13 protein-coding genes and 1 pseudogene are annotated in these 21,620 nt (G+C 73.5%); 8 read left to right on the top strand and 6 right to left on the bottom strand.

All coding sequences use genetic code 11. The annotated features are described in order from the left end of the window. On the top strand, positions 1-1,052 hold a 1,052-nt coding region (locus BJP40_RS30220), incomplete at its 5' end, for a CDP-glycerol glycerophosphotransferase family protein (RefSeq protein WP_177204512.1). 320 nt (positions 1,053-1,372) lie between these two features. Here the strand turns inward: BJP40_RS30220 and BJP40_RS30215 are convergent. Beyond that, the gene (locus BJP40_RS30215; RefSeq protein WP_226962623.1) at positions 1,373-1,981 is read right to left on the bottom strand and encodes a TetR/AcrR family transcriptional regulator; all 609 of its coding nucleotides are present in this window, start codon (positions 1,979-1,981) and stop codon (positions 1,373-1,375) included. A gap of 150 nt (positions 1,982-2,131) precedes the next feature. Here BJP40_RS30215 and BJP40_RS30210 point away from each other — a divergent pair, with 150 nt between their 5' ends. The 3 genes from BJP40_RS30210 (at position 2,132) to BJP40_RS30200 (ending at position 5,289) form a co-directional block, all read left to right on the top strand. Next, positions 2,132-3,055, top strand: coding sequence for an ABC transporter permease (locus BJP40_RS30210; protein ID WP_071283912.1), 924 nt, complete (start codon positions 2,132-2,134; stop codon positions 3,053-3,055). Then, on the top strand, positions 3,048-3,845 hold the full coding sequence (locus BJP40_RS30205; protein ID WP_071283910.1) for an ABC transporter ATP-binding protein: 798 nt from the start codon (positions 3,048-3,050) through the stop codon (positions 3,843-3,845). Before BJP40_RS30210 ends, BJP40_RS30205 begins: the two co-directional genes overlap by 8 nt. A 91-nt stretch (positions 3,846-3,936) precedes the next feature. Further along, positions 3,937-5,289: a glycosyltransferase 87 family protein gene (locus BJP40_RS30200; protein WP_226962622.1), complete on the top strand. Its 1,353-nt coding sequence runs from the start codon at positions 3,937-3,939 to the stop codon at positions 5,287-5,289. 205 nt (positions 5,290-5,494) lie between these two features. On the opposite strand, the gene BJP40_RS30195 is transcribed toward BJP40_RS30200, so the two are convergent. Next, positions 5,495-10,426, bottom strand: a complete 4,932-nt coding sequence (locus tag BJP40_RS30195) for an NAD-glutamate dehydrogenase (protein WP_071283908.1) — start codon at positions 10,424-10,426, stop codon at positions 5,495-5,497. 401 nt (positions 10,427-10,827) lie between these two features. Between BJP40_RS30195 and BJP40_RS30190 the strand changes: the two are divergent. Continuing rightward, a pseudogene (locus BJP40_RS30190) lies at positions 10,828-11,393 on the top strand (DJ-1/PfpI family protein). 123 nt (positions 11,394-11,516) lie between these two features. On the opposite strand, the gene BJP40_RS30185 reads toward BJP40_RS30190, so the two are convergent. Together BJP40_RS30185 and BJP40_RS30180 are read right to left on the bottom strand one after the other, a co-directional pair. After that, complete coding sequence (locus tag BJP40_RS30185; RefSeq protein WP_071283906.1) at positions 11,517-12,179, bottom strand: HAD family hydrolase; 663 nt, start codon at positions 12,177-12,179, stop codon at positions 11,517-11,519. A 215-nt stretch (positions 12,180-12,394) separates the two neighbouring features. Next, positions 12,395-12,901, bottom strand: coding sequence for a hypothetical protein (locus BJP40_RS30180; RefSeq protein WP_071283904.1), 507 nt, complete (start codon positions 12,899-12,901; stop codon positions 12,395-12,397). 690 nt (positions 12,902-13,591) lie between these two features. Between BJP40_RS30180 and BJP40_RS30175 the strand changes: the two genes are divergently transcribed. Continuing rightward, complete coding sequence (locus tag BJP40_RS30175; protein WP_371258719.1) at positions 13,592-13,903, top strand: Rv3235 family protein; 312 nt, start codon at positions 13,592-13,594, stop codon at positions 13,901-13,903. 1,122 nt (positions 13,904-15,025) lie between these two features. On the opposite strand, the gene secA is transcribed toward BJP40_RS30175, so the two are convergent. Then, a complete protein-coding gene (gene secA, locus BJP40_RS30170) occupies positions 15,026-17,836 on the bottom strand; it encodes a preprotein translocase subunit SecA (RefSeq protein WP_071269385.1) in 2,811 nt (936 codons plus the stop codon). A 426-nt stretch (positions 17,837-18,262) separates the two neighbouring features. Between secA and BJP40_RS30165 the strand changes: the two genes are divergently transcribed. After that, entirely contained in the window at positions 18,263-18,835 is a 573-nt protein-coding gene (locus BJP40_RS30165) for a GNAT family N-acetyltransferase (RefSeq protein ID WP_071283901.1), read from the top strand. A gap of 121 nt (positions 18,836-18,956) precedes the next feature. Beyond that, on the top strand, positions 18,957-20,120 hold the full coding sequence (locus BJP40_RS30160) for a winged helix-turn-helix domain-containing protein (protein WP_071283929.1): 1,164 nt from the start codon (positions 18,957-18,959) through the stop codon (positions 20,118-20,120). Positions 20,121-20,682: 562 nt separating this feature from the next. On the opposite strand, the gene BJP40_RS30155 is transcribed toward BJP40_RS30160, so the two are convergent. Next, positions 20,683-21,453 (bottom strand): response regulator transcription factor, encoded by a 771-nt coding sequence (locus BJP40_RS30155; protein WP_071271361.1) that lies wholly within the window; start codon positions 21,451-21,453, stop codon positions 20,683-20,685. Between the last annotated feature and the right edge of the window lie 167 nt (positions 21,454-21,620).

Below are 21,620 nucleotides of genomic sequence, written 5' to 3'. Positions count from 1 at the left end.
CCGCCTGGATCCGTGGACGCGGGCAGGGCGGCACCGTGCCCGCCGGCGTCCGCGTGGTGCGCCCCGGCACCGCCGCGTACTGGACGGCGCTGGCCCGCTCGACGTACCACGTGGGCGACACCGCCGGGGAGGCGGAGGGGCTGGTGAAGCGGCGGGGCCAGGTCTTCCTGCGCACCCGGCACGGCACGCCGATCGGTCACGAGGGGCTGGACCTCCAGTGGCGGCCGGCCGCCAGCGGCGCCGTCGACTTCGCGTCGCTGCTGCGCGCCGCCGACACCTGGGACCACGTGGTCACCGCCAACCGGCACGCCACCCTCGTGCAGGAGCGGGCGTTTCCCGCGGCGTACGGCGTGCTGGAGTACGGCTCGCCGCGCACCGACGTGTACCTGCGGTCCACCGCGGGGGACGTCGCCGCGGCGCGCGCCGCGCTCGGCGTCGCCGAGGGGCACACGGCGGTGCTGTACGCCCCGGCCCGCCGCGACTACGTCACCCCGCAGCCGCGGCTGCTCGACCTGGAGCGGGTCGTGCTGTCCCTGGGGCCGCGGTGCGTGGTCCTCGCCCTGGGCGCCGCGGACCTGCCGGACCACCCGAGGGTGGTGGACGTGTCGGCGCACCCGTACGTCGAGGAGCTGTGCCTCGCGTCGGACGCGCTGGTCACCGACTACGCGCCGCTGATGTGCGACTTCGCGGTGCTGGACCGCCCGGTCGTCGTGCACACCGGGGACTGGGAGGCGTACGCGGCGGCCCGCGGCACCTACCTCGACGTGCGGGCCTGCCCGCCGGGGGCGGTCGCCCGCAGCGAGGACGAGCTGATCGACATCTTCACCACGGGGCACTGGCGCGGCTCGCGGTCGGCGCAGCTGCGGGCGGCGTTCCGCGACCGGTTCTGCCCGTACGACGACGGGCACGTCGCCGAGCGGGTGGTGCGGCACGTGTTTCTCGGGCAGGACCCGGTGACGCTGCCGCCGGTGGTGCCGCGGGAGGAGCGCAGCCCGGCGCCGTCGGCGGCCGTCGTCCGCGACGTCCTCGCCGGGGGGTCGCGGCACCCGTAGCCCCGGGGCGTCGGCGGGCCGTGGACCCGCCCACGGGACGCAGGTGCGGGAGGCCCCGGCCGGCCGGGCACCGCTCCAGGCGGGCGCGGGCCGCCTCGCGCCGAAGCCTTCAGCCGCGGCGTGGGCACGCGGGGCCGCCTACCGCCGGAGCGCCCCGCACGGAGGAGGCCCGTTGCGCGCGGCGCCGTCGAGGGGCCGCTCCGCCCGCGTGGCGCCGGAGGCGGCAGGCCCCGGTGGGGGGTTCCGGCAGGCGACGCGCCGGCAGCCGGAGCGCCCCGCACGACGGACGCCGGTCGCGCGCGGCGCCGGCCCGTCCCGCGTCACGCCGCCTTGAGCGCGGCGACGGCCGAAGCGGCGAGGTCGTCCAGGTATCCGTCCGGCAGGGAGGAGCGGACCACGACGAGCCGCCAGTACAGCGGTCCGACGATCAGGTCCAGGGCGCGTTCCGGGTCGGTTCCCTCGGGCAGCTCGCCCCGCGCCACGGCGTCCCGGACGACCTGGGCGGCGACTCCGCGCTGGCCGTCCAGGAGGGCGGTCCTGATCGCGTCGGCGATCTCCGGCTGCCGGGCGGCCTCCACCAGCAGGTCGGGGATGACCTGGGAGGCGACGGGGTGGCGCAGTGCGTGGGCGGCGACCTCCAGGAGGGCGCGGACGTCGCCGTACAGCGAGCCGGTCGCGGGGGCCGGGAGTCCCTGGGCGGCGAACGCGGTGACGAGGTCCAGGACGAGGGACAGCTTGGACTTCCAGCGGCGGTAGACGGCGGTCTTGCCGACTCCGGCCCGTCGGGCGATGCCCTCGATGGACATCCGGGCGAAACCGACGGCGGCGAGCTCCTCGAACACGGCCGCGCGGATGGCCCGGGTGACGTCCTCGCGGAGCACGGCGGCTCCCGCGGGGGCGCGGCGGGGGGCGGGCGGCGGTGGTGTCATGCGGGGGATCATAGGCGGTTCCGCACACACCCGTCACGACGCAATGGTTGCGTTCCGTCGTACTGGCGTCCTAACCTCCCCGTAGCGACGATACGGGTCCGTCCCGACGGTTCGCGTTCCCGAGACGACCGCACGAAAGGCGTACGCCTGGTGAGTCCCGCCACCACCCTCGCCCGGCCGGCGGAGAGCGGCGCCCCCGCTCCCCCCGAGGACCTGCGCGCCCTGGCGCTGCGCCACGGGCTGAGCGTCAGCGGCGCCCGCCCGTCCCTGCCGGCCTACGTCCGGCAGCTGTGGGCCCGGCGCCACTTCATCACCGCGTTCGCGACGGCCCGGCTGACCGCGCAGTACAGCCAGGCGAAGCTGGGCCAGCTGTGGCAGGTGGCGACCCCGCTGCTGAACGCCGCCGTCTACTACTTCGTCTTCGGCGTGCTGATGGACACGAAGAGCCACGTGGCGGACTTCGTGCCGTTCCTGGTCACGGGCGTGTTCGTCTGGACCTTCACCGCGAACTCGCTGATGGCCGGAAGCCGCGCCATCAGCGGAAACGTCGGCCTCGTGCGGGCGCTGCACTTCCCGCGGGCGAGCCTGCCGCTCGCGCTGGCCCTCCAGCAGCTCCAGCAGCTGCTGTTCTCCCTGGCGACGCTCGCCGTCATCCTCTTCGCCTGCGGGATCCGGCCGTCCGCGTCCTGGCTGCTGGCCGTGCCGGCGCTGGCCCTGCAGGCGCTGTTCAACACGGGCCTGACGCTGGCCCTCGCCCGGCTGACGGCCCGCACGCCGGACGTGTCCCAGCTCATGCCGTTCGTGCTGCGGACCTGGATGTACGGGTCGGGCGTGATGTGGAGCATCCAGCACGTCCTGGCCGGCCGTGACCTGCCGGCGCTGGTGGCCGCCGTGCTGCCGTACAACCCGGCCGCGCTCTACATCGACCTGATGCGCTTCGCGCTCATCGACAGCTACACCTCCGCGCAGCTCCCGCCGCACGTGTGGGCCGCCGCGGCCGGCTGGGCGGTGGCCGCCTTCGCCGGCGGGTTCGTGTACTTCTGGAAGGCAGAGGAGACGTACGGCCGTGGCTGAACCGACCACCACCGGGGAACGCGTCCCGACCGTCGTCGCCGACGGCGTCCACGTGACCTACACCGTCAACGGCGGCTCCAGGGGCGGCCGGGGCGCGGCCACCGCCGCGCTGTCCCGGATCCTGTCCCGGCGCGGCCGCGAGCCCCGGCCCGGCGCCCGGACCGTGCACGCCGTGAAGGGCGTCAGCTTCGCCGCGCACAAGGGCGAGGCGATCGGGCTGATCGGCAGCAACGGCTCCGGCAAGTCGACGCTGCTGAAGGCCGTCGCCGGGCTGCTGCCGTGCAGCGAGGGCCGCGTCTACACCCGGGGCCAGCCGTCCCTGCTCGGCGTGAACGCCGCCCTGATGGGCGATCTGACCGGGGAGCGGAACGTCGTGCTCGGCGGCCTCGCGATGGGCATGACCCGCGAGGAGGTCAGGGACCACTACCAGGACATCGTCGACTTCTCCGGCATCAACGAGAAGGGCGACTTCATCTCGCTGCCGATGCGGACGTACTCCTCCGGCATGGGCGCACGGCTGCGGTTCTCCATCGCCGCCGCCAAGTCGCACGAGGTGCTGCTCATCGACGAGGCCCTGGCCACCGGGGACGCGGCCTTCCGGCGGCGCAGCCAGAAGCGCATCGACGAGCTGCGGGCCCAGGCGGGCACGGTGTTCCTGGTGAGCCACAGCAACTCCACCATCCGCGAGACCTGCGACCGTGCGCTCTGGCTGGAGGCGGGACGGCTACTGATGGACGGCCCGGTCGACGAGGTCGTCACGGCGTACGAGAAGGAGACCGGCCGCCGGTGAAAGCGGGGCCCCGGCGCCCCGCCCGCCGGGCCCTCACCCTCACGCCAGCAAACCGGGCGAAACCTCCTATACGCCACTAATGTGCGCGGAGATGACCAGCACCCCGCGTCCTCGCCGCCTCGGTCTGGGTGCCCTGCGCACCCCGCCCACCCCGCGCCCCCTGGACCCGCCGGAGAAGCCCCGCACCCCGCGGGCGCAGCGCCCGCCCCGCGCGCTGCGACCCCCGCGGCTGCGGAGGATCCGGCTGCGCTTCCGCAGGCCGCCCCGGCCGGGCCTGCTGCCGCTGGCCGCCGTGTGGCTGCTCACCCGCGGCGGCATGCTGTGGCTGCTGGCCCACGACACCCTCGGCATCGGCGGGGTCGGCCGCGAGGTGCACGTCCTGTACCGGTACTGGTACGAGCAGCTCGCGCAGGGGGTGCTCCCCGCCGACGAGACCGCCTGGCAGTACCCGCCGGGCGCCGTGCTGGTGCTGCTCGCCCCGGGCGCCGTGCCGGGGCTCACCTACTTCCAGGCGTTCGTGGCCCTCACCCTGGCGGCGGACGCCGCCGTCGCCCTCGCGCTGGCGCGTGCGCGGGGCGGCGACTGCGCCGCAGGCGCCTGGTACTGGACGTGCGCGCTGCCGCTGCTGCTGCACCTGCCACTCGCCCGGTACGACGTGCTCGTCACCGCCCTGACCGTGGGCGGCCTCCTCGCCGTACGGGCGGGGCCGGCCCGGCTGGGCGGCGCCCTCGTCGGGCTGGGCGCCCTGGTGAAGGGCTGGCCGCTGGTCGCCCTCGTCGGCACGCCGCGGGGGCGGGTGACCCGCCAGTCGTGGGGGTCGATGCTGGCCACCGCGGCGGTCGGGGCGGCTGCGCTGCTCCTGCTGTTCCCGCAGGCCCTCGGCTTCCTCCGGCACCAGGGCGGGCGCGGGGTACAGGTGGAGTCGGTGGGCGGCACGCTGCTGTCCGTCGCCCACCTGGCGGGCTGGCCGGGGCGGGTGGTGTACCGGTACGGGGCGTTCGAGTTCACCGGACCGTACACGGCCGTCGTGGCGGGCGCGTCCCTGGTGCTCACGGGCGCCGCCCTGGTGTGGCTGCTGCTGTGGCGGATCCGCTCACTGCACTGGTCGGCCGCCACGCCCGCGGACGCGGCGCTGATGGCGGTGCTGCTGGTCACCGTGACCAGCAGGGTGCTGAGCCCGCAGTACCTGGTGTGGCTGCTGGGGCTCGCCGCTCTCTGCCTGACGTCGCGGGCCACGACGCAGCGGGCGGTGGCGGTGCTGCTGCTGCCGGCGGCGGCGCTCACGGCGCTCGTCTACCCGGTGCTGTACCTCCAGGTGCTGACGGTGACGCCGCTGGGCTGCGCGCTGCTGGTGGCCCGCAACGGGCTGCTGGTGTGGGCGGCGCTGCTGTCGTGCCGGCTGCTGTGGGAGGAGTCGGCGCCCGACGTGCTGCGCGTCCCCTGAGGCACGCGCCCGCCGGGCCGGTGGCACGATGCCCCGGCGGCCCGCGGCCGCGCCGCCGGCTGCGAGCCCCGGCCCTGACGCGGGATCTCCTGACGCGCGGTACGGCGGGTACGGCGGTACTGCGGGGAAGAGGCGCCTCGTACGGGCTCGGGTACGCCGCGGGGGCGCCCACCTCGTCGGTGGGCGCCCCCGGCGGTGCGTACCGCTAGCTGTGCGTGCGCAGCAGCGTCCGCATGGTCCGCATGGCCACCGACAGGTTCGCCAGGTCGAACGCCTCCGAGCCCTGGATCTCCTCCAGCGTGGCGCGGGCGCGGCCCAGCAGCGCCGCGTTCCTGCTCTCCCAGGCGGCGAACCGCTCCTCCGGCGTCGACGTGCCGTTCCCCGCGGACAGGACGTCCGCGGTGAGCGAGGCGTGCGCGGCGTACAGGTCCTCGCGGATGGAGGCGCGGGCCATGGACTGCCAGCGGTCGGCCCGCGGCAGCTCGATGATCCGGTCCATGAGCTGGGTGATGCGCAGCCGGTCCGCCAGGTCGTAGTAGACCTCGGCGACGGCCAGCGGGTCCTTCCCCGTGCGGTCGGCGACGGCGACGATGTCGAGCGTCGGGAACGCGGAGGAGAACCCGGCGACGCGGGCGGCCAGCTCGTCGGGCACCCCGGCCCCGGTCAGCTCGTCTACCAGGCCCTCGTACCAGTCCAGGTCGGCTCCGCGCAGCAGCTTCGGCATCTCCGACCACACCAGCTCCACGCGCTCGGCGAAGAAGTCGATGGTCTCGGCGAGCCGCAGCGGCTGCGGCCGGTTGTTGAGCAGCCAGCGGGTGCCGCGCTCGACGAGGCGCCGCGAGTGCAGCCGGATCTGGTTCTGCACCTCGGCCGGGACCCGGTTGTCGAGGGCCTCCACGGCGTCCCACACGGATCCCAGGCCGAAGATGGCGCGGGCCGCGGTCTGCGCCCGCACGATCTCCTCGATGGACGCGCCGGTCTCCTCGCGCAGCCGGTGCAGCACCGTCGAGCCGCCGGAGTTCACGGTGTCGTTGACGAGCACCGTCGTGACGATCTCGCGGCGCAGCGGGTGGGTGTCGACGTGCTCGGGGAACTCCTCGCGCAGCTTCGTCGGGAAGTACGCGTGGAGCAGCCCGCGCAGGTACGGGTCGTCCGGCAGGTCCGTGGCGATCAGCTCCTCCGCCACCGTGATCTTGGTGTAGGCGAGGAGGACGGCCAGCTCGGGCTGGCTGAGGCCCTTGCCGCTGTTGAGCAGCTCGCGGATCTGCCGGTCGGAGGGCAGGAACTCCAGGTCCCGGTCCAGGGCGCCGTCCCGCTCCAGGCGGCGCATGAACCGCTGCTGGGCGTGCAGCAGGGACGCGGACTGCTGCGCGGCGAGGGCCAGGTTGGTGTTCTGCGCGTAGTTGTTGCGCAGCACCAGCGCACCGACCTCGTCGGTCATCTCGGCGAGGATCCTGTTGCGCTGCTTGACGGTCATGTCGCCCTCGGCGACGAGCCCGTTCAGCAGGATCTTGATGTTGACCTCGTGGTCGGAGGTGTCGACGCCGGCGCTGTTGTCGATGGCGTCGGTGTTGACCTTGCCGCCCTGGCCGTCCGGGCCGCCCCTGCGGGCGAACTCGATGCGGCCGAGCTGGGTGAGGCCCAGGTTGCCGCCCTCGCCGACGACCTTGACGCGCAGCTCCTCGCCGTCGACGCGGATGGCGTCGTTGGCCTTGTCGCCGACGTCCGCGTGGGACTCGTGGGCGGCCTTCACGTACGTGCCGATGCCGCCGTTCCACAGCAGGTCGACGGGGGCCCGGAGGATCGTCTTCATCAGCTCGGCCGGGGTCATCTTGGTGACGCCGTCCTCGATGCCGAGGGCCGCCCGCATGGCGGCGTTGACCGGGATGGCCTTCGCCTGCCGCGAGTGGACGCCGCCGCCGGGGCTGAGCAGCGCGGTGTCGTAGTCCGCCCAGGAGCTGCGGGGCAGCTCGAACATGCGGCGGCGCTCCGCGTAGGAGACGGCCGCGTCCGGGTTCGGGTCGATGAAGATGTGCCGGTGGTCGAAGGCCGCGACGAGCCGGATGTGCTCGCTGAGCAGCATGCCGTTGCCGAACACGTCACCGGACATGTCGCCGATGCCGACGACAGTGAAGTCCTGCGTCTGCGTGTCGTGGCCCAGCTCCCGGAAGTGCCGCTTCACGGACTCCCAGGCGCCGCGGGCGGTGATGCCCATGCCCTTGTGGTCGTAGCCGGCGGAGCCGCCGGACGCGAAGGCGTCACCGAGCCAGAAGCCGTAGCCGGTGGCGACCTCGTTGGCGATGTCCGAGAACGTGGCGGTGCCCTTGTCGGCGGCGACCACGAGGTACGTGTCGTCCTCGTCATGGCGGACGACGTCGGCGGGCGGCACGACCTCGCCGGCGACGAGGTTGTCCGTGATGTCCAGCAGCGCCGAGATGAACGTGCGGTAGCTGGCGACGCCCTCCGCCAGCCACGCGTCCCGGTCCGCGGCCGGGTCGGGCAGCTGCTTGGCGACGAAGCCGCCCTTGGCGCCGACCGGCACGATGACGGTGTTCTTCACCATCTGCGCCTTGACCAGGCCGAGGATCTCCGTACGGAAGTCCTCCCGGCGGTCGGACCAGCGCAGACCGCCGCGGGCGACCTTGCCGAAGCGCAGGTGGACGCCCTCGACGCGCGGCGAGTACACCCAGATCTCGAAGGCGGGGCGGGGGGCCGGCAGGTCCGGGATGGCCTGCGGGTCGAACTTCATCGACACGTACGGGTGCGGTGCGCCGTCGGCGCCCTTCTGGAAGAAGTTCGTCCGCAGCGTCGCCTTGATGACGGTGAGGAAGGAGCGCAGGATGCGGTCCTCGTCGAGGGAGGCGACCTGGTCCAGCGCCCCGTCGAGCTCCTCCAGCAGACCGTCGGTGAGCTCGGTGCCGGCGCGCTGCCGCTCCGGCGACATCCGCGCCTCGAACAGGGACACCAGCAGCCGGGTCGTGTGGACGTTGGTGCGGAGGGTGTCCTCCATGTAGTCCTGGCTGAACGTGGAGCCCGCCTGGCGCAGGTACTTGGCGTAGGCGCGCAGCACCGTGGCCTGCCGCCAGTTCAGGCCGGCGCCCAGCACCAGCGCGTTGAAGCCGTCGTTCTCGGCGCGGCCGGTCCAGGTGGCGGCGAACGCCTCCTGGAAGCGCTCGCGGGCGTCGTCGCCGAGGTAGTCGCCGCCGCTGCCGGCGGGCGCGGGCATGCGCAGGCCGAAGTCGTAGATCCAGGCGTGGCTGCGGTCGGCGCAGCGCAGCTCGTACGGCCGCTCGTCGACGACCTCGACGCCGAGCCGGTTGAGGACCGGCAGCACCGCGGACAGGGAGACCTGCGGGCCCGTCTTGTAGATCTTGAAGCGGCGTTCGCCGGGCGCGGCGCCCACCGGCTCGTACAGCGACAGGGCGAAGTCCTTGCCGCCGTCCTTGAGCTGCTCCAGCTGGACGACGTCGGCGACGGCGGAGCGCGGGGTGTGGTCGGCCTTGTAGCCCTCGGGGAAGGCGCCTCCGAAGCGGCGCATCAGCTCTGCGGCGCGCTCCTCACCGACCTCGGCGTCGAGAGCCTCCGCGAAGCCGTCGGCCCAGGAGCGGGCGGCCTCGGCGAGGCGGGCCTCGATGCGGTCGGCGTCGGTGTCGGTGAGCGGGCTGACGGTGGTGCCCTGCGGGACGCGGACCACGAAGTGGAGGCGGGAGAGGACCGACTCGGTGTTCCAGGCGGTGAAGTCGACGCTGGTGCCGCCGAGCTCCTCCTTGAGGATGTCGGTCAGCCGCTCGCGGACCGTGGTGTTGAAGCGGTCGCGCGGCAGGTAGACGAGCGCCGAGTAGTAGCGGCCGTACTCGTCCTGGCGGAGGTAGAGCCGCAGCCTGCGCCGCTCCTGGAGGTACAGGACGCTGGTGACGATGGCCAGGAGCTCGTCGACGGGCGTCTGGAACAGCTCGTCGCGCGGGTAGGTCTCCAGGATCTGCAGCAGGTCGCGGCCGTCGTGGCTGTTCGGCGAGAACCCGGCGGCGTCGAGGACCTCGGCGACCTTGCGGCGGATGACGGGCACGCGGCGCACGGACTCGGTGTACGCCGCGGACGAGAACAGTCCGAGGAAGCGGCGCTCGCCGACGACGTTGCCGGCGGCGTCGAACTTCTTCACCCCGATGTAGTCGAGGTAGGACGGCCGGTGGACGGTGGCGCGGCTGTTGGCCTTGGTGAGGATGAGCAGCTTGTGCTCGCGGGCCTTGGCGCGGGCGTCGGCGGGCAGCCGGTTGAAGGACGGCGACACGGGGTGGCCGTGCGCGTCGTCGCCGCTGTGGTGCGGGTCGGAGCGGAGGATGCCGAGTCCGGTGCCGGGCACGGCGGCGAGGGCGTCGCCGTCGACGAGGTTGTACTCGCGGTAGCCGAGGAACGTGAAGTGGTCGTCGGCGAGCCAGCGCAGCAGCTCGCGGGCCTCATCGACCTCGGTGGGCCGCAGGTCGTCGGCGGTGGGCTCGTCGGGCAGCCCGTCGGCGAGGCGCAGCGCGGCGTCCCGCATCTTGTCCCAGTCCTCGACGGCCTCGCGGACGTCGGACAGGACGCGCAGCAGGTCGGCGGTGATCTGCTTCAGGTCGGCGCGGTCGGTCTCGCGGTCGGTCTCGACGTGGATCCAGGACTCGACGAGCGCGTCGTGCGGCCGGGGCGCGCCGGGCTCGGCGCTCTCGGTGACGACCTCGATGAGCTTGCCGGTCACGTCGCGGCGGACGACGACCTGGGGGTGGACCACCAGGTGGATGCCCCGGTTCTGGCGTGACAGCTCGTTGGTGACGGAGTCCACGAGGAACGGCATGTCGTCGGTGACGACCTCGACGACGGAGTGGCTGCACGTCCAGCCGTTCTCCTCGACCGTCGGGGTGTACACCCGGACGTTGGCCGTGCCCTGGGGGCGGTTCTCGGCCAGCCGGTAGTGCGACAGTGCCGCGCCGAAGACGTCCACCGGGTCGCGGTCGGTGAGGTCCTCGGGAGCGGTGTGCAGGTAGTAGCGCTGGAGGTAGTCGAGGAGCGTCGCCCGGTCCGGGCGGTCACCGCTCTCGTGCTCAGCTACCCGAGCGGCCCGTTCGAGCAGCTCGGCCTTGGCTTCGTCCAGCTTGGTCTGCATGGTCCTCTGGCTCCTGTCGCGCGCCGTTGCGTGACGTAGTGAACGGTGGTGCACAACGCCTCACGGCGGGGTATCCACCCCGGTGGAGGGTCATGCGGGAAAGACGGGAAAAAACGAAATCCGGCCACGACGCCGTCGTTCGGGACGCACGTGCAGGCGTCACGAGAAGGGGCGGCGGGACCGGAAGGGAAGGATCAGCACCCGCCCGGACACGGCGACAGTCCGGGCGCCGGCCGGGGGCTCCGCTGCCCCCTTGGCATATAGCGCTGATCACGGGTCCAGGCTATCGCCCTTACCCCCTTGGCCGTCATGGGCTGTATGTGTACAAAAGACGGCGGTGAAGTTTGACACTCTGGACAGCGACAGGTGTGCATGGATCCCACTCCCCCGGAGGCTGCCTGATGGCACCCAAGATCCTCATCGTCACCGGCGACGCGGCCGAGTCCCTGGAGGTGCTCTACCCGTACCAGCGGCTCCGCGAGGAGGGGTACGAGGTCCACATCGCCGCCCCGGCCCGCAAGACGCTCCGCTTCGTCGTCCACGACTTCGAACCGGGCTACGACACGTACACCGAGAAGCCCGGCTACCCCTCCCCGCCGACCTGGCGTTCTCCGAGGTCGAGCCCAGCGGGTACGCGGGACTCGTCATCCCCGGCGGCCGGGCCCCCGAGTACCTCCGCAACGACCCCGAGCTCCGCAAGATCGTCAAGTCGTTCTTCGACGCGGACAAGCCGGTCGCCCAGATCTGCCACGGCCCGCTGCTGACCGCGGTGCTCGGCGCGCTCGACGGCCGGCGCGTCACGGCGTACCCGGCCCTGGAGCCCGACATGCAGTCCGCCGGCGCCACGTTCCACGACCAGGACGCGGTCGTGGACGGGCCCCTGGTGTCCGCCCGCGCCTGGCCCGACCACCCAGCGTGGATGCGCGCGTTCCTGGACGTCCTGCGCGCCACCGCCCCCGTGTCCTGAGCTGCTCCTCGCGGCCCGCCGCCACCCGGCGGCGGGCCCGGCGGCCACCTGGCTCCTGACACGTCGGCCCCTCCCCCGTGCGACGGCCCGGGCGGGTCGCCGCCCCGACCCGGCCGCCGGGTGTCAGGCGATGAGGTCCTCCGCCACCGCCACGGCCTCCGCCAGCGTGTCCACGACCGGCACCCCCGCCGACCGGAGGCTGGCCCTGCTGTGCGAGCCACCGGTGTACAGCACCGCCTTCGCTCCCACGTGCGCCGCCGCCACCGCGTCGTCGGCCGCGTCCCCGATGACGACGACGCGCTCCGGCGCCACTCCGTCGAGTGCCCTCAGGTGCCGCACCATGTGCGCCGCCTTGCCCGCTGTGGACTGGTCGGTGCGCCCGTCGACCCGGACGAACCACTCGTGGATCCCGTGTTGCCGCACCAGCGGCAGCAGCCGCTCGTGCGGGGCGAGGGACAGCAGCGACTGGGTGCGCCCCGCCGCGGCGGCCGCCGACAGCAGCTCCGCCGCGCCGTCGGTGAGCCCGCAGGCGTCGGCACGCGACCAGTAGTGCCGGTGGAAGGTCCCGTCCATGACGGCCCACTCGTCCGCGTCCGGCAGGCGGCCCAGCAGCCGCTCGTAGAAGAGCGGCACCGGCACGCAGTACAGCTCCCGGTACCGCGCCAGCGTGATCGGTTCCAGGCCGAGCTCGGCGAACGCGGCGTTCGTCGCGTCGATCACCGCGCCGATGTCGTCGAGCAGTGTGCCGTTCCAGTCCCAGACCAGATGCGCGCTGTGCTTCCCCATACGAAAACGGTACCGGGCCCCACCGACACCGGACCCGACGCAGCCGGCCCGACGGAAGGACCGGGGGACGGCGGAAGTCGGGGGCCGGCGGAGGACGGGGGGCAACGGAAGGCGGGGGCCGGGGAGGCGAGGGAACGGCCGGGCGGCCGTCAGCCGAGCACGTCGCGGGCGGCCCGAGGGCCGTCGGCCGACCAGGCCGGGGACGACAGGGCCGCTCAGCCGAGCAGGCCGGGGATCTCCTGCACGCCGTACCAGAGCAGCTCGTGGTCCTCTGCGCCGTCGACCGTGAACTGCGCGTCGTCGTCCCCCATGTCCGCCGCTCCCAGGGCGTCCGCCGCGGCGGACACGGCAGCCTCGGCGTCGTCGGCGTCGGCGTGCACGGCCGCCGCCTTCACCAGCGGCACGGCGCTCTTGATCCGGACCTCGCCGACCGACGACGGGTCCAGACTGCGGTCGGGGTCCACGGTCGTGGCGGTGTCGGGCACGTCGACGGCGACCACGATGCGGCGCCGCGCCGCCCCCGGGTCGGCGGCCAGCATGCGCAAGGACGCGGCGGCGGCCCGGTTGAGCGCGGCGTACTCCAGCTCCTCGATGTCGTCGGAGACGTACCACTCGCGCAGCCCCGGCGTGACGGCGTAGGCGGTCAGCGGGCCGGGGCCCAGCTCGCCCGCCCCGTGCGCCTGTGCGAGACCGGGAAGGGTCAGGGGAACGTACACGCGCATGTGACAGGCCGCTTTCGTAGTCGGAGACGTCCTCAGGATACGTGCGGGGGTCCCCCTTCGGGGGCCTGTCCTCGTGCGTTCCGGGGTCCACTCACGTCCCGTCGACACCCCGCCCCACCCCGGAAACACGGGCCCTGCATCACCCGGATAGGTGATTCCTGGCGCAGCCACGCGAGGAGTAGGAGGTCGTTGCGGCCGCACGCGCGGACCCGTAAGAAGTGCCCGACCGAAGTTACTCGCCGGTATCTCCGGCTGACCGAAACGGGCGGACCCATGACCGAAGCGACTCCGACCGCGCGCCCCGCCACAGCTGACCCGAGGCGACGACCTGCGGCACCCGACCGCGCGCACCCCGCGGACCTCGGCGGCCCGGCATCAGGGAACGGGTCCCCGGCCGACCTCCCGCCCGACCCCCAGGGCGCCCCGCCGCGCACTTCCCCCGCCCCCGCACCGCACCGGGTCGCACCGCCCGCCCGCCGCGACTCCCGGCGGCCCGGCGGGGTCCGCGGCCCCGGGGCCAGGCCCGGCGAAGGCCGGTCCGGGTCGCACCGACCGCGGTCGCCGCGCCCGCCCGCCGGCGCCGCCCCGGGGTCGGCGGCTCTCCGCCGTCCCGCCCGACCGCTGCCGCCGCACGAGCTGTTCGCCGAGCAGCTGCTCTCGGTCCTCACCGGGGAGCGCCCCGTGCACTGGATGCTGGGCCGCACCGTCGGGGAGGCGTACGAGCAGCTCATCCAGCTGGCCCCGGCGAACCCGCTGCGCGTCGCCGGCAACGCTCTCAGGACCGGCGGCCGACCCGCCCGTCCGGTGCTGCGCCGCTGCGAGGGCAGGCCGCTGCGCCCCGGCGTGGTGGAGGCGTACGCCTGCGTGGACTGCGGTGACCGGGTGCGTGCGATGGCGTTCCGGCTGGAGCAGGGCGAGGACCGCAGGTGGCGCTGCGCGGCCGTGGAACTCGGCGCCCCGCCCCGCGCCGGATCCGCGCAGCACGCCTCGGCCCGCCCCTGACGGCCGCGCCCCGGGGTCATTCCGGCCCCGGGGCAGCCCGTCCGCCACCCCGGCGGCCGTACGGCCCGCGTGGCGGGTCACGTCCGACGGGCGGCCCCTGCGCGGGGCAGCTGCCAGGGCCGCGCGCCGGAGACCCGTGGCGGCGCTCACTGACCCACTGCGGTGCGGCGCGGCCCGTCCGCTTCCGGCGGACCACGGGCACTCCGCGCCCGTCGCCGCACGCCCCCGGCGGGCACCACGCGGGGGTCCGGCCCCGCGTCGCCTCGCGCCCCCGCACCGGCCGCCACCCCGCCCGTCACCTCACGCCCCCGGCGGGCGCCACTCGCCCGCAGGACGCACGGGGGCGCAGGCCTGTACGCCGCCCCGGGAAGGGCGGAGGCGCCGCACGGGCACTCCGCGCCCACGGCCTCCTGCCGCCCGCGCCACCCGCCACCTCACGCCCCGGGCGGGCGCCACTCGCCCGCAGGACGCACGGGGGCGCGAGCCCGTACGCCGGCCCGGGTGGGTGGGGGCGCCGCACGGGGACGGCCTCGTGTCGGCCCTGCGCCCTGCCACGTGCACAGCGGCCGGGGCCGGGCCCCTGCGCCCTGCCGGAGCCCCGGGGCGGTTACCGGGCCACTCGGGCCCTCACCACGCCCCCGCAGCCGCCCGCGGGCCACGTCCACGCGGGCAGGGGCCCGGCGGGCGGCGGCACGCGTGAAGGCCGGGGCGGGCCGCGTCACGCCCGGCGACCGGGGCGGCAAGCCGGGCCGGGCTCGGTCCGGCGGCTCCGCGCCACCCAGGGCCGGGTCCCCGTGGCAAGTCGGCGGCGCCCCCGGCCCCGCCCTACGGGGTGCCGGCACCGTGCCGGAGCCTGTCCCCGCGGTCGGCCCCGCGACTTGCGGCGGGGGTGCGCCCACGGTGGGCCCGCTCCGGTCCCTGAGCGCGGCAGGAAGCCCGTTCCGCACACCGGCCGGGGCACCGGCGGGCCAGTGGCCCGGGGCGGCCGGGGTCGCCCCGGGCGACTACGCCGGACGCACAAGCGGGGCCGGTGCGCGTCCCCTGACGCGTACCGGCCCCGCCTACGCTTCCGGCGGCCCGCCGCGGCGTGCTGCCGCCGCGGTCACCGCCGGGCGGTCCCGCTCACTTCTTGCGGCGGCGTCCGCCCTTCTGGGCCTTGCGGCGCTCCGCGCGGGTCATGCCGTCCGACGAGGAACGCGCCTCGCCGTTGTCGAAGTCGCCCTCGACGACCGTGCCCTCACCGTCGACCTTCGGCGCGGTGTAGTGGAGCCGGTTCGGGCGCTGCGGGGCCTCCAGGCCCTTCGCGCGGATCTCGGGACGCCCGGCGCCCGCCGGCACGGCCTCCTCCTTCTGCAGCGAGGGCCGCTCGGCGGTCGCCTGCACCGGGACCTCCTCGACCTGCTGCTCCACCTGGACCTCCAGGTTGAACAGGTAGCCGACGGACTCCTCCTTGATGCCCTCCATCATGGCGGTGAACATGTCGAAGCCCTCGCGCTGGTACTCGACCAGCGGGTCCTTCTGGGCCATGGCCCGCAGGCCGATGCCCTCCTGGAGGTAGTCCATCTCGTACAGGTGCTCGCGCCACTTGCGGTCCAGCACCGACAGGACGACCCGGCGCTCCAGCTCACGCATGATCTCCGAGCCGAGCTGCTTCTCCCGCGCGTCGTACTGCGCGTGGATGTCCTCCTTGACGGACTCCCCGATGAACTCGGCGGTGATGCCCGCGCGGTCCCCGGCGGCGTCCTCCAGCTCCTCGATGGTGACACCGCACGGGTAGAGCTGCTTGAAGGCACCCCACAGCCGCTCCAGGTCCCACTCCTCCGCGAAGCCCTCGACGGTCTCCGCCTGGATGTACGCGTCGATGGTGTCGTCCATGAAGTGGCGGATCTGCTCGTGCAGGTCCTCGCCCTCCAGGACGCGGCGGCGCTCCCCGTAGATGACCTCGCGCTGCCGGTTGAGGACCTCGTCGTACTTGAGGACGTTCTTGCGGGTCTCGAAGTTCTGCTGCTCGACCTGCGACTGGGCGGACGCGATGGCCCGCGTGACCATCTTGTTCTCGATCGGCACGTCGTCCGGCACGTTGGCCATCGCCATGACGCGCTCGACCATCTGCGCCTTGAACAGCCGCATCAGGTCGTCGCCCAGCGACAGGTAGAAGCGGGACTCGCCCGGGTCGCCCTGACGGCCGGAGCGGCCGCGCAGCTGGTTGTCGATGCGGCGCGACTCGTGGCGCTCCGTACCGAGGACGTACAGGCCGCCGAGGTCGCGGACCTCCTCGGACTCGGCCTTCACGGCGAGCTCGGCCTTCTCCAGGGCGCCGGGCAGGGCCGCCACCCACTCCTCCGGGGTCTCCACCGGGTCGAGGCCGCGCTGGCGCAGCTCCGCCTCGGCGAGGTCGTCGGGGTTGCCGCCCAGCTTGATGTCGGTACCGCGGCCGGCCATGTTCGTGGCGACCGTCACGGCGCCCTTGCGGCCGGCCTGGGCGACGATCGACGCCTCACGCTCGTGGTTCTTGGCGTTGAGGACCTCGTGCGGGATGCCCCGGTCGGACAGCTGCCGGGACAGGTACTCGGACTTCTCGACCGACGTCGTGCCGACGAGGATCGGCTGGCCCTTCTTGTGCTTCTCCGCGATGTCGTCGACGACGGCCGAGAACTTCGCCACCTCGGTGCGGTAGATCAGGTCCGACTGGTCCTTGCGGACCATCGGCCGGTTCGTCGGGATCGGGACGACGCCCAGCTTGTAGATCTGGTGGAACTCGGCGGCCTCCGTCATGGCCGTACCGGTCATGCCGGACAGCTTGTCGTAGAGGCGGAAGAAGTTCTGCAGGGTGATCGTGGCGAGGGTCTGGTTCTCGTCCTTGATCGGGACGCCTTCCTTCGCCTCGATCGCCTGGTGCATGCCCTCGTTGTAGCGGCGTCCGGCGAGGATACGGCCGGTGTGCTCATCGACGATCATGACTTCGCCGTCGATGACGACGTAGTCCTTGTCCTTCTTGAACAGTTCCTTCGCCTTGATGGCGTTGTTCAGGTAACCGACGAGCGGGGTGTTCACCGACTCGTACAGGTTGTCGATGCCCAGCCAGTCCTCGACCTTGGCGACGCCGGACTCGTGGATGCCGACGGTCCGCTTCTTCTCGTCGACCTCGTAGTCGCCGGTCTCCTCGATGCCCTTCAGCGGGTTGCCCGGCTCGCCGCGCTTGAGGCGCTGCACGAGCTTGGCGAAGTCGCCGTACCACTTGGTGGCCTGGTCCGCGGGACCGGAGATGATCAGCGGCGTACGGGCCTCGTCGATGAGGATGGAGTCGACCTCGTCCACACACGCGAAGTTGTGGCCCCGCTGCACGAGCTCCTCCTGCGACCACGCCATGTTGTCGCGGAGGTAGTCGAAGCCGAACTCGTTGTTCGTGCCGTAGGTGATGTCGCAGCTGTACTGCTCGCGGCGCTGTGCGGGCGACATGTTCGCGAGGATGCAGCCGACCCTCAGGCCGAGGAACTGGTGCACGCGGCCCATCAGCTCGGAGTCGCGCTCGGCCAGGTAGTCGTTCACCGTGATCAGGTGCACGCCCTTGCCGGACAGCGCGTTCAGGTACGCGGGGAGCGTGCCGACGAGGGTCTTGCCCTCACCGGTCTTCATCTCCGCGACGTAGCCGAGGTGCAGGGCGGCGCCGCCCATGATCTGGACGTCGTAGTGGCGCTGGCCGAGGACGCGCTTGGCCGCCTCGCGGACGGTCGCGAAGGCCTCCGGGAGCAGGTCGTCCAGGCTCTCACCGTCCTGGTAGCGCTGCTTGTACTCCTCGGTGAGCGCCCGCAACTCGGCGTCGGAGAGGTCGACGAAGTCCTCTTCGATGGAGTTGACCTGGTCCGCGATGCGGTGCAGTTTGCGCAGGATCTTGCCTTCGCCTGCACGCATGAGCTTGTTGAAGACGGACACTGAGGCTGGTCTCCTTGCCGGTCGGGCCTGGCACTGGGTCTTGTCATGGACACGGACGCGGGCGCGGCAGGTGGGCCCCACCGCAACGGTCATCGTAAGCGAGGACCCGGCACGCCGGGAGGTCCGCCGCCGCCGAGGGCCGACTGCCGCCCCAGGGCATGCCCCCACCGTCCCGTCTGCCCACCGACGCCCGACCCGCGCGCCCGCCGCACCTCCGCCGGTCACCACCGCCCCTGCAGTGGCTCCCCGCTCCGCCTCGCGACCGCACGCACCGGACGCCACCCGGCCCGCCTGAGGCGGCGGACGACGCTCCGGTGACGACACTCCCGCACACACAACGCCCGGGACCCGACGAAAGTGCCGCCGACCGGGAAACGGGCACGAAAAGTCCTCGCACGAAGGGCCCTGCCCCAGCAGAATCCCGCCATGATGCCGGTCACCCTCACCTCCGAGCGCCTGCTCCTGCGCTCCTTCACCGCCGACGACGCCGAGGACGTCCGCGCCGCCTGCCAGGACCCCGACCTGCAGCGCTGGATACCCCTGCCCGCCCCGTACCGCCGCCAGGAAGCCGAGGACTTCGTCGGCCGGTACGTACCGGAGGCCTGGCGCGCCGACACCGAGTACACGTTCGCCGCGCTCCCCCGCGAAGGCGGCCCCCTGCTCGCCGCCGCCAGCCTCCACCACCCGCGCGCCGGCACCTGGGAGATCGGCTACTGGACCGCCAAGGAGCACCGCGGCAGCGGGTACGCCACCGAGGCGGTCCTGACCCTGGCCCACTGGGCCTTCACCGCCCTCGCCTGCAGCCGCCTGGAATGGCGCGCCGAGGTCGGCAACACCGGCTCCCGGCGCGTCGCCGAACGCGCGGGCTTCACGATGGAGGGCGTCCTGCGCGCCGGCCTCGACCACCGGGGCACCCGCCGCGACTGCTGGATCGCCTCACTCCTCCCCGCCGACCTCGACCTGCCGAGCCCCGCCCCTCACCTCACACCACGCTGCTGAGCCCCACCGCCGCCCCTGACAGGCAGGCCCCGGGACGGCCCGGAACGGGCGGGATCCCACCCGGGAACGCCTGTGGAGAACCCGCGCCGCAGTGTCAGTGCCCGCGTCTATCGTGCGGACCATGACGACCCTGCCGCGTCCCCGCACCGAACTGTCCGCCGACGAGGCGCGCCGCATCGCCCTGCGTGCCCAGGGCTTCCTGGGCGCCCCGGACCGCCGCGCCGGGGTGCGGGGCGTACTGCGCCACCTCGGGGCGGTCCAGCTCGACACGATCTCCGTACTGGCCCGCTCCCACGAGCTGGTGCCGTACGCCAGACTCGGCCCGGTGGGCCGCCGCACGGTCGACACCGCGTACTGGACGGAGCAGCACGCCTTCGAGTACTGGTCGCACGCGGCGTGCATCCTGCCGATCGAGGAGTGGCCGCACTTCGCCTTCCGCCGCCGCGCCTACCGGCGCCGCCCGCAGTGGTACCACGACCTGCCCGACGGCGCGTACGACGCGGTCGTCCAGCAGCTGAGGCAACGCGGTCCGCTCACCGCCACCGAACTGGGCGGCGCCAAGAACGGCGGACCGTGGTGGGACTGGTCGGCGTCGAAGGTGGCCGTCGAGCGGGCCCTCATGTACGGCGAGGTCGTCTGCACCGAGCGGCGGGGCTGGAAGCGGGTCTACGACCTCGCCGAGCGCGCCGTACCGGCCGACCTGCTCCACGACGAGCTGGACGACACGGAGTGCCTGCGCCGCCTGGTGGCACTGGCCGGGAAGGCGCTCGGCGTCGGCACCCGCGCGGACATCGCCGACTACCACCGCCTCAAGGGCGAGCAGTTCGACGCGGTGGTCGCGGACTCCGGCCTGGTGCCCGTGCGGGTGGAAGGCTGGGACAAGCCCGCCTGGGCCGACCCGGACGCGCTGGCGGACGAGCCACGCGGACGCCACCGCACGACCCTGCTGTCCCCGTTCGACTCCCTCATCTGGGAGCGGGCCCGCACGGAGCGCATCTTCAGCTTCACGCACCGCCTTGAGGCGTACGTACCGAAGCAGAAGCGGATCCACGGCTACTTCGCGATGCCGCTGCTGGCCGGGGGACACCTGCTGGGCAGGGTCGACCCCGCCCGTGAGGGCACCACCCTGGTGGCCAAGCAGGTGTCCCTGGACAGCCCGAAGGCGGTGGCCCCCCTGGCGCGCGCCCTGCGGGAGGCCGCGACCTGGGTGGGCTGCGACACGGTACGGATCGAACGGGTGGACCGCCCCGAACTCGCCCGCCCCCTCGCCGCCGCCGTGTCCTGACCGGGCCGCCACCGCCGGCCCCCACCGGCCGGCCGGGGGGCTGCACCCCGCACCGTCGCCGACCCCAGGTCTCGGGCTTCCGGGGGATGGGCCTGGGGCCTCCGGTCTCGGGCCTCCGGGGGACAGGTCTCGGGCGGCAGCGGTCTCCGGCCGGCGGCTCCCACGCGGCGGGGGTCCGGGCCTCCCGCGTGGTGCGCCCTCCGACAGGGGCGGACTCCGGGCGGCAGGGCTCCCCCGGGCTTCCTCGCGGAGAAGGGCGGCAGGGCCTCGGCCGACAGCCTCCGCGCAGCCGAAGAGCAGGCCCTGCACACCACGGATTCCGGCGGGGTGGCACCGTGCGGCGGGATCTCCGGCGACGACTCAAGAGGCAAGCCCGGGAGCAGCGTGCCTCCGGCTGACGGCTACCGCGCGGCTGAAGGGCCGACCGGGGAGGCGGCCTTGCGACTGCGGGCGGAGAGGACGGCTGTGGCGGCCAGGAAACGCGACGCGGCCCGCTGCCTCGTCATCCCCGTGAGACCGCTACCGCACCGGGTCCACCCGTGCCACCCAAGCCACCCGGCCGTCAACGGATCTCGAGGATCTTCTCCCGCATCGCGTAGACCACCGCCTCCATCCTGGAGTGCAGCTGCAACTTCTCCAGGATGTTGCGGACATGGTTCTTCACGGTGTTCTCGGAGATGAACAGCTCCTTGGCGATGTCCCGGTTGTTCATCCCGGTCGCCACCAGCTTCAGCACCTCCAGCTCCCGGTCCGTGAGCCGGGGCGCAGGCACGAGACGCCTGTCGTCCGTGCGCTGGATCATGGACTTGAACTCGGTGAGGAGCTTGGACGCCATGGAAGGGCTGATCTGCGACTGGCCGTCGGCGACCGCCCGGATCGCGGTGGCGACCTCGTCGGTGGAGATCTCCTTCAGGAGGTACCCCGTCGCGCCCGCCTTGATGGCGTCGTAGAGGTCCGCTTCCTCGTCGCTGATCGTCAACATGATGATCTTGGCGCTGGGGGCGACCTCCTTGATGGAGGTGCATGCCTCGATACCGCCCCGCTTCGGCATCCGCACGTCCATGAGCACGATGTCCGGCAGCAGGTCGGCGGCCTTGTCCACGGCCTCCGCGCCGTCGCCCGCCTCACCCACCACCTGGATGTCCTCCTCCTGGGCGAGGACGATCTCCAGGCCACGCCGGAAGAGCGCGTGATCGTCGACGACGAGGACCCGGATGGGCTCCTTGCGGGACACCTCGTCAGCCCGGTCGTCGGGGCCGCCTCGCGGAGCCGCCCCGTAACCCGGGGCGTCGGAGCCACCCGGATGGTGCACCGGGCCGAAGCTTTCCGCCATGGTTCCTCCCCCTGCAGGCCGGCGCCCTGAAGTTCACGGTCAAGACCAACGGCTGCCCGTCACGGCCCCGTTGGCACGCGTCGCCATGATTCCATGCCCGGACGGCGAAGCGGTGATCCGCCGGTGGCACGAGGGTGCCCCTGGGGGCGCACGAGGCGCTCCCAGGG

The organism is Streptomyces sp. CC53, from assembly GCF_001865245.1.
GTDB lineage: Bacteria > Actinomycetota > Actinomycetes > Streptomycetales > Streptomycetaceae > Streptomyces.
This window is presented reverse-complemented; position numbering and strand designations above follow the sequence as displayed.

Excerpts from the sequence above, each read along its gene's own strand:
- BJP40_RS30215 (WP_226962623.1), bottom strand. The coding sequence starts at position 1,981 with ATGACACCACCGCCGCCCGCCCCCCGCCGCGCCCCCGCGGGAGCCGCC.
- BJP40_RS30200 (WP_226962622.1), top strand. The coding sequence starts at position 3,937 with ATGACCAGCACCCCGCGTCCTCGCCGCCTCGGTCTGGGTGCCCTGCGC.
- BJP40_RS30195 (WP_071283908.1), bottom strand. The coding sequence starts at position 10,426 with ATGCAGACCAAGCTGGACGAAGCCAAGGCCGAGCTGCTCGAACGGGCC.
- BJP40_RS30185 (WP_071283906.1), bottom strand. The coding sequence starts at position 12,179 with ATGGGGAAGCACAGCGCGCATCTGGTCTGGGACTGGAACGGCACACTG.
- BJP40_RS30180 (WP_071283904.1), bottom strand. The coding sequence starts at position 12,901 with ATGCGCGTGTACGTTCCCCTGACCCTTCCCGGTCTCGCACAGGCGCAC.
- BJP40_RS30175 (WP_371258719.1), top strand. The coding sequence starts at position 13,592 with ATGCTGGGCCGCACCGTCGGGGAGGCGTACGAGCAGCTCATCCAGCTG.
- BJP40_RS30165 (WP_071283901.1), top strand. The coding sequence starts at position 18,263 with ATGATGCCGGTCACCCTCACCTCCGAGCGCCTGCTCCTGCGCTCCTTC.
- BJP40_RS30160 (WP_071283929.1), top strand. The coding sequence starts at position 18,957 with ATGACGACCCTGCCGCGTCCCCGCACCGAACTGTCCGCCGACGAGGCG.
- BJP40_RS30155 (WP_071271361.1), bottom strand. The coding sequence starts at position 21,453 with ATGGCGGAAAGCTTCGGCCCGGTGCACCATCCGGGTGGCTCCGACGCC.